Origin of the sequence: Neolewinella antarctica (genome assembly GCF_011927835.1) — a bacterium.
Lineage (GTDB): Bacteria > Bacteroidota > Bacteroidia > Chitinophagales > Saprospiraceae > Neolewinella > Neolewinella antarctica.
Genome location: NZ_JAATJH010000005.1, coordinates 420,050 through 438,329 on the forward strand (window position 1 = coordinate 420,050; position 18,280 = coordinate 438,329).

11 protein-coding genes are annotated in these 18,280 nt (G+C 49.5%); all 11 read left to right on the forward strand.

Features of this window, described 5'->3' with window-relative positions; translation table 11 throughout:
- The first annotated feature begins 1,251 nt into the window (after positions 1 to 1,251).
- The 11 genes from GGR27_RS15650 to GGR27_RS15700 all read left to right on the forward strand — a co-directional run bounded on the left by GGR27_RS15650 (position 1,252) and on the right by GGR27_RS15700 (position 18,217).
- A complete protein-coding gene (locus tag GGR27_RS15650; RefSeq protein ID WP_168038994.1) occupies positions 1,252 to 1,473 on the forward strand; it encodes a hypothetical protein in 222 nt (73 codons plus the stop codon).
- A gap of 1,174 nt (positions 1,474 to 2,647) precedes the next feature.
- Positions 2,648 to 3,382, forward strand: coding sequence for a hypothetical protein (locus GGR27_RS15655; RefSeq protein ID WP_168038996.1), 735 nt, complete (start codon positions 2,648 to 2,650; stop codon positions 3,380 to 3,382).
- Positions 3,383 to 3,725: 343 nt separating this feature from the next.
- A complete protein-coding gene (locus GGR27_RS15660) occupies positions 3,726 to 4,391 on the forward strand; it encodes a hypothetical protein (protein ID WP_168038998.1) in 666 nt (221 codons plus the stop codon).
- 346 nt (positions 4,392 to 4,737) lie between these two features.
- Positions 4,738 to 6,471, forward strand: a complete 1,734-nt coding sequence (locus tag GGR27_RS15665) for a TonB-dependent receptor (protein WP_168039000.1) — start codon at positions 4,738 to 4,740, stop codon at positions 6,469 to 6,471.
- Between the two features lie 2 nt (positions 6,472 to 6,473).
- A complete protein-coding gene (locus tag GGR27_RS15670; protein ID WP_168039002.1) occupies positions 6,474 to 11,573 on the forward strand; it encodes a fibronectin type III domain-containing protein in 5,100 nt (1,699 codons plus the stop codon).
- Position 11,574: 1 nt separating this feature from the next.
- Entirely contained in the window at positions 11,575 to 14,274 is a 2,700-nt protein-coding gene (locus tag GGR27_RS15675) for a hypothetical protein (protein ID WP_168039004.1), read from the forward strand.
- A gap of 41 nt (positions 14,275 to 14,315) precedes the next feature.
- Positions 14,316 to 15,461, forward strand: coding sequence for a hypothetical protein (locus tag GGR27_RS15680; protein ID WP_168039006.1), 1,146 nt, complete (start codon positions 14,316 to 14,318; stop codon positions 15,459 to 15,461).
- A 2-nt stretch (positions 15,462 to 15,463) separates the two neighbouring features.
- A complete protein-coding gene (locus GGR27_RS15685; RefSeq protein WP_168039008.1) occupies positions 15,464 to 16,111 on the forward strand; it encodes a hypothetical protein in 648 nt (215 codons plus the stop codon).
- Complete coding sequence (locus GGR27_RS15690; RefSeq protein ID WP_168039010.1) at positions 16,111 to 16,788, forward strand: hypothetical protein; 678 nt, start codon at positions 16,111 to 16,113, stop codon at positions 16,786 to 16,788. Before GGR27_RS15685 ends, GGR27_RS15690 begins: the two co-directional genes overlap by 1 nt.
- 5 nt (positions 16,789 to 16,793) lie before the next feature.
- The gene (locus GGR27_RS15695; RefSeq protein ID WP_168039012.1) at positions 16,794 to 17,972 is read left to right on the forward strand and encodes a hypothetical protein; all 1,179 of its coding nucleotides are present in this window, start codon (positions 16,794 to 16,796) and stop codon (positions 17,970 to 17,972) included.
- A complete protein-coding gene (locus GGR27_RS15700) occupies positions 17,972 to 18,217 on the forward strand; it encodes a hypothetical protein (protein ID WP_168039014.1) in 246 nt (81 codons plus the stop codon). The genes GGR27_RS15695 and GGR27_RS15700 overlap by 1 nt, the downstream gene beginning before the upstream one ends.
- The last annotated feature ends 63 nt before the right edge of the window (positions 18,218 to 18,280 follow it).

The following is an 18,280-nucleotide window of genomic DNA, read 5'->3' on the forward strand; positions in this document are numbered from 1 at the left end:
CGTAGCGGTGGGCGTGGGTTCAACTACTCTTGTTATTACGTTAGAAATACCACCGCCACAGCCACTGGCGAGGGTAACTCGTCGGTAGCTTCTTGTGAATCCAGTCGTCGCCGGCACGTAATCGCGACCCGTCGCACTGGGGATTACACACCAACTAGCACGTGTAGGAACGAATGATTGAGCACTAGAACAAAAAACTTCCCACCGATAGGTTCCTCCTACTATGGTAGTTCCAGTGATTGGAATATTGCCTGGGTCATTTCCGCAGTATGAGCCCTGACCGGTGTCGGTGATGGTGTTGTCGGCGGCGCCCACTATTATTGGCCCATCGTCGCTCGTAACGATACAACTTGTAGCACTTCCAATTTCTTGTTGACCACCACCACCACCACCACCACCACCACCACCACCACCACCACCATTGGCCTGAAAACTACCCGTTACGAAATAGTTTCCCGGGGCGAGATTAGAAAAAACTGAGACACCACTGCTGTTGAATAGTGTCCGACTAAAGTCATTGGGTCCTCTTAGAGTTATATCTCCCTCTATTCTAGCAGTAGTACACGAACCCGTAGTCCGAGCCGACACCCGTACGCTTATTTCTCCATCGTCACATCCATTGGAAGTTACGGTTGGCAAAAGTGCTACTTCACAAGTACAGGATTGTTGAGCATCAAGTGAAGTAAAAGACAACAGAAAGAACACAAATAGTAGAAAAATTCTCATACGTTATTAGGGTTTTGATAATCCACCTACCTAAGCTCTAAGAGTTGCTGGTGGCTAGGTCCGTCAACTGGCCACATCTCAATTGCTACCGTAATTATGGTAGTGTAGAATTAGCCAGTAAGCTCCTAAAAATGGCAAAGCTCCAGGACGCGATGTGCTAAAGCCTTTTCAGGGAACAAAATTTGGAACCTGATTCACCTTACTAAGTGAGTTGAAATTTAAGCGAGTGGTCTAGTCGTAGTAAAGTAAAGGGCTCAGTAACAAAAGTTAAAACAAGGTGTCGATCAAAGTGAGGCGTCAGCAAAATCGTCTCACTCCAACAGCACAAATATACACCCCCTTCATCATACATGGGGTCCACCACCCCATGCCCAAAAGTGTCGTAAGTACATCATTGTCAGCCCTTACGCACCTACCCGGCACCCGCGGCCGCGCCGTGTTCGAATTTATTGCCTTATTTTGTCATGTTTTTACGTCGGTCGGCCCCCCCCCCTACGCCGCGCCCTCACCCTATTATCCGCGTTTTTGCACAAGCTAACCTACCTAATCCTAACCCTCCTCCTAGCCACCCCCGCCACCGCGCAGGACTTGGAAGGCTTCTTCGGTAATATCAAGCAGCGCCTCGCCGACCGCGAATACCTCAAGATCCGCGGCCGCGCCGGCGCCCGCCTCGGCTACAACTACTTCGACGACGGTGGCTCCGGAGCCAGGCCCCGCAACGCGCCTTTTACCTTTACTAAGCAATAGTTTATTGATGCGTTAAAAAGTAAGGCTAACCTTCCCTCTAGTGCAGACCCCGCTGCTCTGCCCAAAATCGGAACTGGATCTAACCAAATATCAATTTTTGATCTAGGAAACGTTAGAGAACTACACGTAATCAATGGCACCGGAAGATTCATAATTAAGAGTAACGATTGGTAGTAAAATTATTTAGTCCATGAAAAATTTCCTAAAAATAATCGGTTACATTATAGTCTTTTTTCTCTTAGCCAGCAGGTTAGGAAGTATTCTGAAGCGCAATTACGACAAACCAATTGTCCTCCCACCGGCACTAATTACGCCCGAAGTTGACACTTTGTTCTATAATAGATACATGCATGAGTATGAATGCGCTGGTATAATATGTAAAACCATGATCGAAACTAACCCTCCCGCATCCCTTTTCTTTATAAAAAATGAAGGTAAAATGAGGGGAGACACAACTGAATTTAGGGTTTTCGTCGACTCTGTTCGATCCAATAATTCTCATTTCATAAACTTTATAGGTGTTATCAGTGACCCGTGTGACTGCCTGACTGCATTCGAAAAGGGTATTGAAACATCAGGATTTTCTTTCTTCTTAAAATATACTTATAATCAAGATTCTACTTTTCTGAAAAGAAATTATGAGGGTTTTACATCGTACTAAGTTTTGTCAACGTAGGCGATCTAATGCGCAGCTATTTTTTGTGTATTGATATAATAGGATCGGTCATCCCAGGTAATTTTGGCTCGTTCATTTTCCGCCCTGGTTCGTTAGAAAGCCTGCTAAGCAAGCGGGACCCTTCACCCAATTCCCGCGGACTACGCAGCCGCATATATTTCTTGCTTTGCAGGACAGAAAATAGACTTTCCAAAATTTCAAATGGGGTCACCGAGTCTAGTATAATAGGAAAACGCTTCGATAAGGAAGAAGATCAACGGGTGGATTGTGCCATTGTGCCCAAGTACGGGTTGTTCATAATATGGCGTCCATGATGTTACGTAAATCGTACTTTATCTTGTGCTCTACGGGTAAATATGGCTCAACTTCATTCCGTTAGCGATCAGTCAATCGAGTCCACTGTTTGATAATATTTCGTGTTAATTTACCGACTTATGGGATACGGCTGAAAAACATCTTATAGACTATAACCAACAACACAAAACCAAAGCATTATATATGAGCAATTGGAATACACTACACTTCTTCGATTTCAATAAATATCAAAACGATGTAGTACCTAAGGCCCCTCAAAAGTTGTCATTAAAGCTCATGCAAAATAGCCCACCTGCAAACTCGCAAAGCTTGCGCGAACTTCTAGAAAATATGGAAGAGAATTACATCGTTCATACTGAGCTAAAAGATATCGAGAGTCTAGAAAAAAGAAATGGCGAAACGTATGAGGCTATGCTGTCACGTAAACGTTCGGAGTATATAGTTTTTAAAGAAAAATATGACTTCATTTTATGTGATTACGCTGAGCAACTAAGCATTTTGCTCTTCACCGAAGTAGCCCAACTCGATAATTACCTAATCCTCGGGCGCAATATACTTACGCAAAACGTTGTGGCCATAAAGGGTAGCGTAGCAGAGGAGTGCTTAAATAAAATGATGACAACCCGTCCAGGAACAATAAGTGCTTACGGCGGTAGCGGCATTCTTAACTGGTTAAGTGCTGAAGAAATAAGTCTCCTCCATATGGACCGGACTAATGTTCACCCTGCAAATTCCTCAGCATCTACTTACCACCGTAGTTTTTTAGCCATGGTGGACAAGGCGGCAACTCATGAGTTTGGGTTACTGTGCGCGTCTAATTTGAGTAGCCGTGTGGTAGCAGAGGTGAGACGACAGTCAAACCCCCTAATCACCGTAACGTTTGATGGTAATTATTCAAACATCATCGTAAAGTATTGATGATATACTAAGCTGCGCACTACTGGACATTTTTGAGAATTGAGTGTTTTCATTCATAATCCAGCGCTAGTATTCGGTTGATGAAAGTGTCTAAATTGGCGTACAAGGGGATGATTACGCTCAACCCTTTGCGGAAGATAGATTCTACCGGAAAGCACGTTCCATCAGCGTACGTATCTGGACAATATTAAACGAATATTCTGTAACCCTCTCCCCCAACCCCTCTCCGAAGGCAGAGGGGAGCAAAGGCAGCTCGCTTCGCTCGTCAAAATGTCAAAATAATACTGTCCAAGTACTTAATAATCTGAATATTAACAGACCTATGCACCCCCTATCCACACTAATGGTCGACCTCAGCTCAAGTTTTCTGGTCGACGAAAATAAAGTCGAACTCAAGGATGGCCAAATAGTAGTAAAGCTAGTGGACCCGACGGGCACACTGACGGCTGACCAACTAGGTGCCTTACCCGATGTCATGAGGGTTTGTGCTACGATTGCCTCCCGGCACTTACCCGGAGCGAATGCGAACACCACGGCGTTTCTCATCTCAAAAGCCACTCACGCAATATTACTTAAACACAAGCTGCCACGGTTCGATACTTTTTCAGTTCAGATAACTGGGAAAAATCAACGTATCACTACAAGAGAGGATTATGTGATCATCTTACTGAAAGAAGACTTTTTAACTTACGTCAGTTACACGGCTAGCGTTTTTGAGGTCTATGATCGAAATAGTAAAAAATTTATCTGCGGCTTGGAGGAAGTTAACTCGTCAGCGGATCTTCGGAAAATGGTAAAGCTGTTGATGCCCAACGAGCGCCAAAGAACAAGTCGGTACCAGCTTAACGAATACCTTGACCTAATACCAAATTCACCATCCGCTGCGTATGTCAGTAATGATCTTGAAAAAGCCCTAATTGCCGCTAATATTTCTGGCGTTAAATTTGTTAATTACGATAAATTTGAAGTAGTGAATGCCCCGACAGTAGCGCCTGATGGGCCAACATAATTTATTTGGATAAATCAATAATTTGCTGTGTGTAAAGCTCAAAATAGTTCTGGAAATGCTACGTCCATACATGAATATTGAGCGCCTTATCGCCAACGCTCTTGTTGGTTGAGTACAATTAACATCCCTGACTTTGGTAGTCGAAACTACCCAGGTTGATATTAACTAACCCACTATAGTTTCAAGAATGATTTTGGAGGCACGGATGAATACCTAAAGGAGCTCTTTGACACCTAATAAACCCCGCACCCGCGCCCGCGCAAAAAAACATTCCCTACCTTACGTCTTCCTTCCCCCCCCTTTAGTCTTAAACCAACACCTCAGCGCTCCCTTATCAACCAAGCTTTTGCACAAGCTAACCTACCTAATCCTAACCCTCCTACTAGCCACCCCCGCCACCGCGCAGGACGTGGAAGGCTTCTTCGGTGACATCAAGCAGCGCCTCGCCGACCGCGAATACCTCAAGATCCGCGGCCGCGCCGGCGCCCGCCTCGGCTACAACTACTTCGACGACGGTGGCTCCGGCGCCAGGCCCCGCAACGCGCCCTTTACCTGGAACGCCAACGCTGGGCTCAACTTCGACCTGCTCGGGATGCAACTGCCCTTTTCCGCCGCGATCAGTAGCCGGAATACACTCTATAATTTACCGAGCTACAGTTTCATCGGCCTGAGTCCGACGTACAAGTGGATTACCCTGCACGGTGGCGATCGGAGCCTGACCTTTAGCCCCTACAGCCTCTCCGGCATCAACTTCCGGGGCGGCGGCTTCGAGTTGAAACCGGGGAATTTCTACGTGGCGGCCATGCGCGGTAAACTCCGCCGGGCGCGGATTCAGGACATTACTGCCATCCAGTCCGGGCTCGACACCCGCTACCGGCGCATGGCGACCGGCGTGAAGTTCGGGTTTGATAACCAGGAAGGGACGGCGGCGACCGTCAGTTGGTTCAGCAGCAAGGACGAGCTCGAAGGGACGACCGATTCCCTCCGGCGCATCCAGCCCGAGGCCAACATGGTCCTTACGTTTAGCGGCAGTCACCGGCTCTCTTCCCTGGTCAGCTTCAATGTGGAATACGCGCAATCCGCCCTGACGAGGGACGTCAACAGCCCCCAACTCGCCGACCCGGACGGCCGTCTGAACCTGTTCGGCCTCTTCGACGCCCGCACCACCACCGGTAGCGCGAACGCTTACAACGGGAGCGTCGTTTTCAGCCCCGAATTCGCCACCTTCGACGTTAAGTACGAGCGCATTGCCCCCGGCTACCGGACCCACGGCAGCCTCTTTTTCCAGAACGACGTGGAACGCATCACGACCGGCGCCCGCGCCCCGCTTTTCGACAACAAACTCAACCTGACCGCCAGCGTCGGCTTCCAGCGCAACAACCTGAACGGCGACCAGGCCGAAAATTTAAACCGCTTCATCGGCAACGTCAACGCGAGCTGGAAGGTGAGCGACCGGGTGACGAACACTTTCGGCGTGAGCAACTTCACGACCACCAACCGCCTGCGGACGATCAACCAGGCCAACCAGATCGTCGACAGCATCGTCATCGCCCAGACGCAGTTCAGCGCCAAGGCGGGCACGACGGTCCTGCTGCGGGAAGACGGCAGCCAGACGCTGTTCGCCAACGCCAGTTTCCAACGCGCCGACCTCATCCGCGAAGACGAAGTGCAGGGCGACCAGCGCAGCAACTTCGTGCTCGCCATGGTGGGTTACAACCTTAAGCCCAAGGATGGCAACTACGGCCTCAACGCGACCCTGCTTTTTCACCGCAACGAGACGGCCGTCGTCAACCTCAGTTCCGTCGGCCCCACGCTCGGCTACCAGCGCACGATGCTGGCGGAAAAACTGACGCTGCGGGTGAGCTCGACCTACAGTTTCACGTCCACGTCCTTTCGCGACCCGGCGCTGGGCGGTACCGACCGCGCTTCCCTCGTGCAGGTCAACGGCGGGCTGGGGTACGAGCTGGGTGAAAAGCAATCGATCGACCTCAATACTTCCCTCATCAGCGCGGCCACGACCGACTTCCGCCCCGGTTATACCGACGGACAAATCAGCCTCCAGTACGGCCTAAGCTTCTGATTATGAGCAGGATATTCCTCGCCATCGCCGTTCTTTTTTCGCTGGGCCTCACGGCTCAGGTCACGCCGGTGCAGGTCACGGTCGTGCTGAACTCGAACAGCGTTTACCCCGAGGATTTCACCGAGCCCGGGGCGGCGATCGTGACGCTGCTCCTCCTCGACGACGGCGCCGGCAGTAACCGCGACAACCTACCCGTTTTGCTCGATTTGAGCATCAAGGACCGCAGCAACGTCGACTTCCGCACCGCCCCCGCCAACCGCCGAATGCTGACGTTGCAGCCCAACATTCCGCTGGTGCTGACCGGCGCGCAACTCCGTCCTTTCTTCGACGCCCTGATCGAAAGCGCGTTTTTAGAAGGTAGGGGCGCGGACGCGGGTGCCGTGGATTTTGGGAAAGCAGGGATCGTCCTCCAGGAAGGCATGGTGGAACTCTGCGCCGAGGTCTTCCTCGCGGATTTTCCCGACCTGCCCGGCATCTCCAACCAAGCCTGTGGCCTCACGCTCGCCCAGCTTCAGGACCCCCCGTTTAACCTCGTTCCGGACCGGCAAGTGGAGGCCAACCCGGACGACGTCGTGCCCTTCGCCTGGCTCCCCGGCCACACCGCCGCCGGCCCGGTTTTTTACCGGCTGACGGTCTGGGAAGCACCCTACTTCGGGGCCTCGACGATCGACATCGCCACCTTCGGCGCGCCGGTCAATACCGTGGAAACCATGAGTAGCGAGTCTTTCTACAACTGGTCCGTGTACGACGGCCGCCTCACCCCGGGCCGTGATTATGCGTACGTCGTCCGGGTAATCGACCGGACCGGGCGGGCCAACTTCAAAAACGACGGTTTTTCCGAATTCGCCCGCTTCAGCTACGGGGAGCCCGACGAAACGGTGGTCATTTCTCCGGACTGTTACGAGCCCCGGAACTTTCGGGCGGTCTTTACCGGAGTAGATGAGCAGCTCCAACTGAACTGGCAGGGTAGGAAAGCGCCGAAGTCCGGTCATACAATTACCGTTCGCCGCCCCGACGGCCGCTTCGTCCTGCAAACCGCGCCGGATAATACCCCCCGAACACTACCCCGCAAGCGGATAAAAGGGAGTACGCTGGCCTATACGTACGCCACCACCTTAGCGAACGGCCCCGGCCGCGCGGGTTACGAAATCGAACTCTGCGTGGACTGCCCGGACGGCACGAAAAACTGCCAGATCGTAACCATCGCCGGCGACCCGACCGCCCCGGCCGACACCACCACGACGACGGACTCCACGGCGGTGGATAGCCTTAATTGTAGCCCCGTCGTGCAGCCGGAAGTGCTCGCCGCGGGTGGCGATGCAGTGCGTTTGGTCTGGAGTGCGCTCTCGGGTGTGGAGAAATATTACCTGAGTTGGGCGCGCATCGTACCCGACCCGAGAGGGCAGCAACGGGATCAACGAGCAGCACCGGCCGGGAGGGAGCAAGCGGGTGAGGACGGGCTCGGTGGTGATGATCGCGTCCCCGGGGCGGGAGGTGCGCCGCCCAACCCCGGAATGAACCCGGGCAATCCCTCCGGCAACGACTCCCCGCCCGCCCGGAGTACCGAGGGCCAGCGCGTTCCCGTGGGAGGAATTACCCTGGAGAAAGACGCAACCGAAACGACGGTCACCTTACTCGAACCCGGTGAAATGTACGAATTCACGTTCTGCCGCACGTGCGTGGACGGAACGCAAGAATGTACTACGTGGGTGGAAGATTTTGAGGGGTGTAGGGCGGAATTCAGTCCGGTGCTGGTGGCCATGAACGCGGGGTCCGCCCTGATCGGTTGGGGGGAGCCGGGCAACGTAGCCGAGCGGAGCGAGGGCCGTTACGAAATGCAAGTATTCGGTAACCGCCTGGCCCTCGAACCGGGTCAACTGGGGAACTTCGCAGCGGAAAACTACGATTACCTCCCGGAACAACTAGCGACCACCCAACGGCTGAATAAGTACCTGGTCTACGCCGCCAGCGTGCGGACGGCCTGCGCCGATTCGGCACTCAGCGCGTGGTCCGACCCGGTGCTCTTCTCGCTCAACTGTCGTCTGACGGATAGCCTGGCGGTAGCCGAAATAACGGACACTTCCGCTATACTGAGCACCGCCGATCGAGAAAACGCCCGCTATTTCGTATTCGAATACCGCGCGGTGGGACAGGCGGACTGGACCCTCAGCCGGCAGCGCCGCCGGCCTGACCTCAGCCTGCGCGACTTGCTGCCCAACACCAACTACGAAGCCCGGGTGCGCTACTACTGCGACGCGCGGATGTGGTCGAATTACGGCGAGACGGTGACGTTCACCACGCTACCGGCCTGTGCTCCGCCGACGGAGGTAATCATCAGTGAAGTCGGTACGGACCTATTTACTCTCTCCTGGACGCCGGCGGAATACGCTACCGAAACGGTCGTCACATACCAGAACGCTACTCGACTTAATTACTATGCCTTAATAAGAAGCTTTGGTGGCCGCGTCCGTAGTGCTCGCCGCCGCGCCCAACGTGCCCTCGGGGTACACCGCGTACGTACTTCCGATTCAACTATGCTAATCGATGGCCTAATCGGTGGCGCCGAATACAACTATAACCTGAAGAGTAACTGTAGCGTCAACGTCAGCGAATTGACGGCGACCGACACGGCGACACTCAACTGCGCGCCGCCGGGGATGGTAGCGGCCGTCAACACCCAACCGACCGCTACGCTCGTGATTTTGCGGCGGACCTCCCCGACTTTAACCCGGAACCGACTGGACTACCGCGCCCTCGGCGACACCGACTGGCTCACGTCCGGCACGGGCCGAAGCGGTGGCAAACTCGACTCGCTGAACGACCTGACGACCTACGAATTGCGCGCCACCAGCACCTGCCGCTCCGGCCAGGATTCCCCGCCCAGCGACACGATCCAGTTCTCCACGCCGGTCGATTGCCGCACGCCCGACGAACTCATGGTCACCAACTTGGAAACCAACACCGCGACGATTGCCTGGGCCACGACCGGCTCCGTCAGTCAGTGGGAAGTCCGTTACCGGCCGACGAGCGGCCGCGCGGCGCTGGACAACCGTATCCAGAACCAGGCGGCCATGACCGGCCGGGGTTTTGATACGCGAACGGAAACGATGGGAGATATACGGGGAGGATCTCCCGGAGCGCCGGGCAACCCCACAACTTCAACCACTTCGAACGCCCCGCCACCGGAGGTAGATCCGTACGCGAGTTGGCAAGTAATGTTGGTCGATGAACCGCGCGTAACCCTAGGCCTGTCGATCGCAACGGATTACGAACTCATCGTCCGCGCCCAGTGCCCGACGGACGTGACGACGGACTGGTCGGCGCCGATCCGCCTACGCACTCTCTGCTCCGACGCCGCGCCCAGCGACGCCGTCGCCGATAATCTGCTGAGCGCTTCCGCAGAATTGAACTGGCGGGCGAGCAGTGGTTGCTGGACCGGCTCCCAGGTTCAGTTGGAGCAACTGAATAATTTTGACAAGAGCGGGCCCGCCCAACGGAGGGGGATACGGGCGACGAACGACCCGGTTCGCGAAATTTTCGTTGAAGGGCGGGATTACCGCGCCCAGGGGTTGGTCGCCAACACCAACTACCGCTACCGCGTCCAGACCCGCTTCCAGTACCGCACGTGGGCGGGCGAGCAAGACGATGACGGCCGCTACGTCGGCTCCCAGGACTACGGGCAGTACGGCGCGTGGACTTCCTTCCAGACGGACGAATGCGCCACGCCCGTCAACTTCGTGGAAAACACGCTCGACAAAAGCACCGTCGAGGTCACCTGGACCCCGAGCGCGGGCGTGAACCAGTACGATTTTCAGTATAAACTGGCGACCGAAGGAGACAACAGTTGGATTACTTTCCCACCGGTCGCGGAGCCCTACGTGGTGGTCGAGAACGTGCTGCGGGGGGAACTGTACGATTACCGGGTCGCTGAGGTTTGTCGGGACGGCGGGGTGCTGGCGGGAGTGCCGGGGCAGTTTGGGGTGGAGCGGGTTAGTTTGGCTAATGGTTTGTACGCGTGTGGCGTGCTGACGGACGTGGACGTGAGCAACCAGACGCCGATGGCCGGTCTGTCGGTGGGTGATACGATCATGGCCTACGATTTTAAGGTGGCGCTGACGCGGGTGCAGGGTGGAAACGGTCGCTTTACCGGCGAAGGAACGATTTCCGTACCTTACTTCAACAAGGCCAAGGCGAAGTTTACCTTCGATAACATTTTTGTGAACGATGAGGCGCGAATGACTGATGGGTACATGGGTTTTGGGGGTGCTGGCTTAGACATCCTCCCCCCGTGGGCTGAGGGCATTCTGAATGCCGTTATGGAAGTAGCGGGCATTCTTGACCAACTGGCCCGCGCGCAGCAAATTATCGAGATGCAAAAGCTAATGACCTGTTGCCCGGGGAGTCTCTCTCCCTACGCCATCCGGCAAATGACGGCTTTTCTGGATTGTTTTGAGCGGGCGAACACGGATGAAGAAATTGAGGCTTGTGATGTCGTCATGCAGGCTGGGATGGGGGATTTGATCGAGAGTTTAGATAGTACCATTGCCGGGTTTGACACGTTGATTTGGGAGAGTGTGACGATGGATATTATTCGGGAGGCGGTGGTGGAGGTGGAGGGGGAACGGTTACCAACGTACGGCGATTACCGCTCCGCTTACGACGTAGCGAAGGCTAAGTTGACTGATAATTACGCACCTTTGGGTGGCGGCGGTACTGAAGATGAATCGTTCGACTTCGAACTAGAAGTTGAAGAGTATGATTCCGGAACGATCCCTTCTTCCCCGAATAGAGATATAACCACCGGCACGGCGGGCTATCAATCCAGTGTCAAAGCGCTGGAACGCACGGCGCGCACGCTAGTGATGGAGAGTATTTTCACCACAACGGACGCCAAACTGAACAGCCACGCCAAGTTGAAGGAGCTCGCCCTTTCCTTACGGGAGGGTGATGAAGATATTTACCAAACCATTCGCGACGGGGTAGATGCGGCACAAAACGACAATCCGGAGATAAATATTTTGGAAGGCCCGGAAAGGGATCGGTTGCGAACGGTCGCGCGTAATATGTTTTTAGCTAAGATTCAATTTTTAATTGGTGAGTGATATGAATAAGACTACTTACTGGATTTTATTGGTGATGATACTGCTGTCTGGAAACATTGAGGCGGGATACTCAACTGTTCCCCCGAATAAAATAGATACTCGCAGCTTAACTGAGAAGCTATCGGCTGGAGAAGATGTGGTGGAGCAATACGGTAACATCAGCTTAATAAATTTTCCGAAGACGTTTTCTGATAACCTTCTACAGCAACAAGGCGACCTATTAGCCAGCATCGAAGACAAAGAAGTACGGGTTAGCTACCTAGCGGACTACGCCCAGACTAGCGACCAATTTGAAAACTACGAAGAAGCGGAGTTAATTCCTCACCTGAAAGAACCCTACCGGCGGGTTTCCGGCGAGTTGACGCAGGCGGAACTGGACGATTTGATGAGTAACAATGTTTCATTCGTTCAGAGCCACTTCAAGACGTGGGCTAATAAGAACAGCATCCATATTGCCTACATGGCGATGATGTTCCTCAATTCTGAAGGTGGAACGGAGTACAAACTAAACCGCTACTTGATGTTCGGTGGCAGCGTGGTTCGTATTGATCGCATCAAAGCTAAGCAGGTCAGATCGCTAGTTGGTTTTGACCTGGCCGCGGGGGATAACGACACCTACCTACAGGACTACATTGATGAGTTGTACCGAGCGATGACCGATCGTGGGTACGTAATGACTGGAAGTATAACGCACGATGGTATTCAGTACGTAAATAACGATACCATTTACATAGATGACGAGCAGGAAGGTTTGGTGAACGAATATAGCCAAAACCAACCGATAGAGTTAGTCTTTGGAGTGAATAGTCGGGATGCTGTGACCAATGTAACTTGGTCAGAATCTCCCGGTAGTATAAAGATGCTCAGCCAAAATTCAGGTAAAAGTGTTAGTGCAAGATTTCATCGGGACCACTATACTAAGTTGTCAAGAATTGATGTCGATTATGGTGATGGTATGAGCACGGTCGTGCACATCATGCCGGTCAACTTAAAAATCAAGTTTAGAAAAGACACCTATCAAACAAATGAGGAAAAGCCCGTTGAAATTGAGATATATAACAACTATGCTCTATTCTACCTGCCTGCAAGTACCTACATAAATATAAAGGTATTTTATGGCAAGTATGCTGATAATGTGGTGAGTAATTACTTACACAAACCTGACGATTTACCAGTATACGAGTGGACACCTGACGGAAGATGTGAAGATCACTTTGCCAGGGCTTCACTTGGTCATCCAGCGTATGAGAGCACCATTAGTAATGCTGAGAGCAGTGCTCTTAAGATAGTGTGCGGCAGGGAACTAGTAGGTTTAGAAGCTATTCCTAACTACTATGATGCAGAAACGGAAAAATTCAATTGGAAACCTAAACGCAAAGCTAAAGAAGGCCAAACCATTTACTTTGTAACCACTAATGGCAATCAAGATACTCGCTCGCTGAAAGTGAAAGGTATCTATAATTCTCCGCAACCTAAAAGCCAAGATTTTTGGAATATATTGTTGCAAGGTGGTGGATATAGCCCAAGTGCGAAGGAACCGAAATGGAATTACTCGCATAATTTAGATGAACGAAAAGTCCTCTGGCGAGATAATGAGCGAGAATTTAAGTTTGCTGATAATTATTTTCCTGGTACTTTCGAATGGCCAAGTTTATCGGATGCCTTCAACGACTTCGACTTTTTAGATCCTGATTCCTATATTCAGGTGCTGCAGGAAATGGATTTTAGCGGTGTCAATGATGTCAATCGGTTCGAAGGTCTAGTAACGTATGAAGCTTTTAAACAGCAGAAATCAATATCTGCCGCTTTTTTGCACGAAAACAGAAGATCGTTCGATTTTACAAAGCTTATTGAGAAGTTCCCACTTAAATTAGGACCAAAGTTCTCGTCCGCAGCAGATAAAATTCAAAACCTTACAGATCTAAAAAGTAAAGCGAAAGAGAAAAGAAAGAAAGTTGAAGATCAATTTCCGGAGGGGGCGGATGAAAACGGGTATGATTACTACGGAAATCCTGCTTGGGATGGCACTTCAACTACAAATAGTGGTACTGAAACAGAGGTAATCCCTAGCGGAAGTTTTTTCTCTAATCTGTCGTGGAAAGCTGATGTGGCTTATTACAACAAGGAAGATGAAGAGAGTCCATCATATAGGCAACTATACAAGTTTGGACTAGGCGGATCTTACCGCTTAGTAAAAAAAACCATACCTCTTTTTGGTTGGCCAAACCCTATCATAAAAGCATATTTTTACATCAGTATAGAAGGCGGTCTTGCGCTAACTGTGGCACCAACCATTTCAAAAGATCACGCTGCTGATTACCTTTCAAACAGCTACCGATTGGATAAACTGGCGGGAGAATTTACTGGGAAGTTGACTTTCGCAGGTGGGGCTACGCTTGGATTTCAGGACTTCATCGAAGACGCAACTAAAGATCTTTTCCAAATTAGTGGAGATGGTAAATTAAGCTACCCTTTTGAAGGAAAAATAAAATATGAAATAAACGAGCCGAGGTCAATATCAGATATTTCCGAAGGAGAATGGATATTTGAATTAAATCACGGCCCGGCAGTGTTCACCGTAATATTACAAGTTAAACTAACCGCTTTGGATAGAATACCTTTTTTGAGTGGCTGGGATTGGGACGTGGTAGATGTCAATTATCCGTGGACTTTATCGGAAAAACGTACTGAGCGGTGGTAAATCACAGTGACAATTTTTCATTCAAGACCCAATTTAGTAGATTGTTTAACATTCTTCTGATTGCATCATTCTCTTGGTCAATTGGTATTATTGTATTTGTAAGGTATCCCTACTTTACTGAAAACGATAGATGTACGTTACAGATGGTTGATATAAGTTATCCTCCTGCGACTGGTGGATACTATGCCCCAGTACTTATCAGTGAACCTTTTTCGGACGGATGTAGGGAACAAGTTTATCTATCAAATCTGATAGGAACTAAAGACTATGCCGCCCTACAGCAGGCAGTGTTAGATGTTGAAAAAAGCGGATACGTTTTTTCTGGATACTGCAGCAAAGTATGCTACTTCGAAAAATCAGACAGAGTGCTTTCTCTCTCAGAGATAAAGAATATAAATATAAAAACAATGGCTACGGAACTTTTGCTGGCAATGACTCTATTGATCTGGCCGGCAGTACAACTGCTGCGAGGCAAAAAATTATTTTGGTGGGGTGTTTGCATTGTTATTTCGGCAACTCCAAATGCCTTGACCGCGCAAACCCCAAAGCTTGGAATTAACTTTCCAACTTACGCCGTACAAACCAAAATTGATACAGTATATACCTATATATATGATACCACCTCATTAATTCGCCGTACCAACCTGGACACAAATGACATAAGCCTACAGTATCCAGAACAAGTGCTAGAGGCTATGGTTAACTCCACTGGAAACGATTGGGTCGACTTTTACGCTGAACCAAATGGTGTTGAGCGTAAATACAAAAAAGAACGCCATTACGTCACGTTAAATAAATCAGCAAGCGAAGACTTTTATTTTAGACCAGTACTAAAACTTGTCTACTTGTACGAAGGCGAAGTAACTACATTTATCCGATATCGAATCGTTGACCAGAGAGTTCCTTTCAATATCGCTGCGCTCTGTGCAATAAAGAAGGTTGGGGACAAGTACTTGTTAAAAACAAAGCCCACCCGGGCCGACATAACATTCGCTCTTACCTACCTCAAGAAGGATGTATTGATGGGTCTACTTGACCCCAATCGCGATGACCTTAACAAGCTTAAAGAAAAGGTCTTTACGGATGAAAAACTAGACTTGAGTCTGTTAGGACAATATTTCATGTACTGGTACCAAAATACGGAGTTTTTCGATTACGAAATCAAGAATTACGTAGAGAAAATTTAATCATGAAAATCACATTACTATTTTTTTTAGGGCTGTTATCAGGGGCAACATTGCGAAGTCAAATTGATTGGTCTACGTGTGTTCCTAAACCCACGGCGGTAGTTAATAGCGAGATCATCTATCATTCAGTAGTGGCGTGGGATACCGCCGTAATAACGCTGATCGACAGTTCCTCAACAATTGCAAGGATTGACTTGAGCATCTATGAAGCAAAAGCCTTTTCAAATTTTATAAAAGATGTAGCACTTCTCGATGGAGTTGAGATTGCTCCAACTGCAATTATACGCAGCCTAAACCCAAATTATGGGATCTGCGCTGAGCCAAATACTGTGGATTGTAAGCAGTATTTTATCAGAATAGAAGGAGCGACATTCAACGGTGAAAATTTTACTGCAATAGGTGTAGCCGTAGTGACGGATGGTGAGTTGAAAATTATTCAATCATTAAAAGAAAAAGCCATCAATAATTCATCTAATCCATCACGACTAGTTAAGAACTTGAACTTCCGGAAATTCCAATCAGCATTCGCAGCAAGTGACAATAAATTGGGTCCCGATTTACAATTGTTCGGAGATTGTGAAATGCTACATCTCCAGGGATTATATGACATTGACTGCATTTTGTCGGTCGTCAACAAAAATAAGAAATAATGCACCTCCTAAAATTTGCTGCGTTTGTTCTGTTAGGTGTATTATTTACTATCGGCCTGCCTCTAAACGCCCAAAACACAAACCAAAACACCACCGACTCCCTAATAACCCTACAAACCCAAATAATAAACGCCCGCGAATCCCTGGGCCGCCTAGACACCATCCGCCAAAAAATAAAGACCGCCGTCAACATCGGCAAATTCATCCAGAAACTGGATAACCTGGAGGCGATCACCTTTCCCGTCGTGCTGGGCGACACCATCAGCGGCGTACCGATCTACATCGCCTTCGACAAGCTACAACTGCACCCCGATTACGCACAACTGGAAACGTACGTGCTCATCCAGCTGCCGCAGCGGGAAATCGAGGGGGCCGGCACTACGGAGTACACGAAACTCCTGTTCGGTACCCCGGACCTCAAATTTAGCCACGACGGCGGCATCGTTGGCGACGCGCGGATCGGGCTGCTCGGTGACTTCCCCATCGCGACCAAAACCTCGGCCAAAGCCGCCTTCATCCTCAAATCGTGGCGGCAGGAAAGCATCGGAAATACGACTCAGGATGCGGGTACTTACGTCACCATCGACTGCGACGGCTTCGTGGAAATGGGCCTGGCTACCGACGTATTGTTTAGCCGGGAATGGATGCTGCCGAACTCTAACCCGTGGCAATTATAATCAACATGAATCATCCAGATAGTTCTATCGTGATTGTTACGATCGTGGCAATAGTTCTAGCAGCATTTGCAATGATCCTTACATGGCCAAAATCGGTCGTGTACACGTGTGATGATGTTAAATTTGACAAGATCAGCATTACCGGTAAGCAGTCATCAGGAGATGCTGCTTATTCCTACACTTATTATAAGGGTGTTTCAACATATGGTAATACTTCAGTAAAGCTGTCAGATGAACATTTCCATGTTTTTTTTCCAGATAAATATCCACGAGATAATGAATTTATTGTCAACCGAGATACATTATATGAAGCGAAGGTGTATTTTTTACCGAACGGTAAAACCTTTTTGCGGCAACCAGAAGATTGTAAGGAATGGAAAGATGATAATCAATTCAAAATATACATTTCTTTCATACTTTTTATACCTCTTATCCTGCTAACTGTTAGACTCTTTTGGAAGACAATAGTCTACATGAGAAAACATTTATTCTTACTGACCCTATTCTTGATCATCCAGGTGAACATACAGGCGCAAGAGGTGGATAGCACGACTGTATTTCTTGTAAATGAAGTTAAAGAGAATGCTGTCTTATTGAATTACCCTATCGGGAACATCATCTTGCGTCAAACTGACGGATACACTATTTCAACATCATATCCAGAAGGTGTTCTTGTGAAATTGATGTCAGCTAGTGACACGGTTTTGCTAAATAGCTTATTCCTTCGAGGAGATGCCAGGTTTATGTTCCCGATTCCAGCGCAGTACGTAAATGCGGTGAATACGAGTATCCAGGGTAATGTAGGTATTCAGCCACAATACAAAATTGAATTCCAGGGAAGTACCGATACAACTTGCTACTTAAAGTTTTCATGTGTTCAACTGTCAGATGGCACAGGTCAACTGGTAATGATGCGTATGATTAAGAAAGATGGGCGTTGGTATATAGATGAGAAACCGATAGAAGTGAAGTTGTCGGTAGCTATCTCGTCGACAAAAAAAGATGTGCTGCACCAAATCCTCACGGGAGAAACTTCTAATGAGCAATTAAGCAGGTACCATCAAGCTGTGGCTAGCGAAGGGGTAGTATCTCTTGATGCATTCGTCGAGGTCTACTTATCATGGTTTAATGGTGATACCAAATTATCTAAGGAGCAGACTGCTGAATACACAAATCAAGTTTAATGAAAACATTAATTGGAATAATTATTTCGTGCCTACTTAGTCTAGGAGTAGTCAGCAGCCAAGTGGGTGAAGACTATTACTCAGCGCTGCCAAGTTCCAAAGTGAAACTTATTCATTCGACACCAACGGTGTATCAGGTGTATAAACCGCGTCCGCTTAATCAAGCATCAACTGAAATTCTGGAGAAATTTATGAGGCAATCGACTCAGCAACTATTTTTCCGTGCGCAAGATGTGTCAAAATAGCAGTTTCTTTTTTAACATATTTAGCCATATGAATTATGTAGTATGCGAGCAGGTAAGGTATGT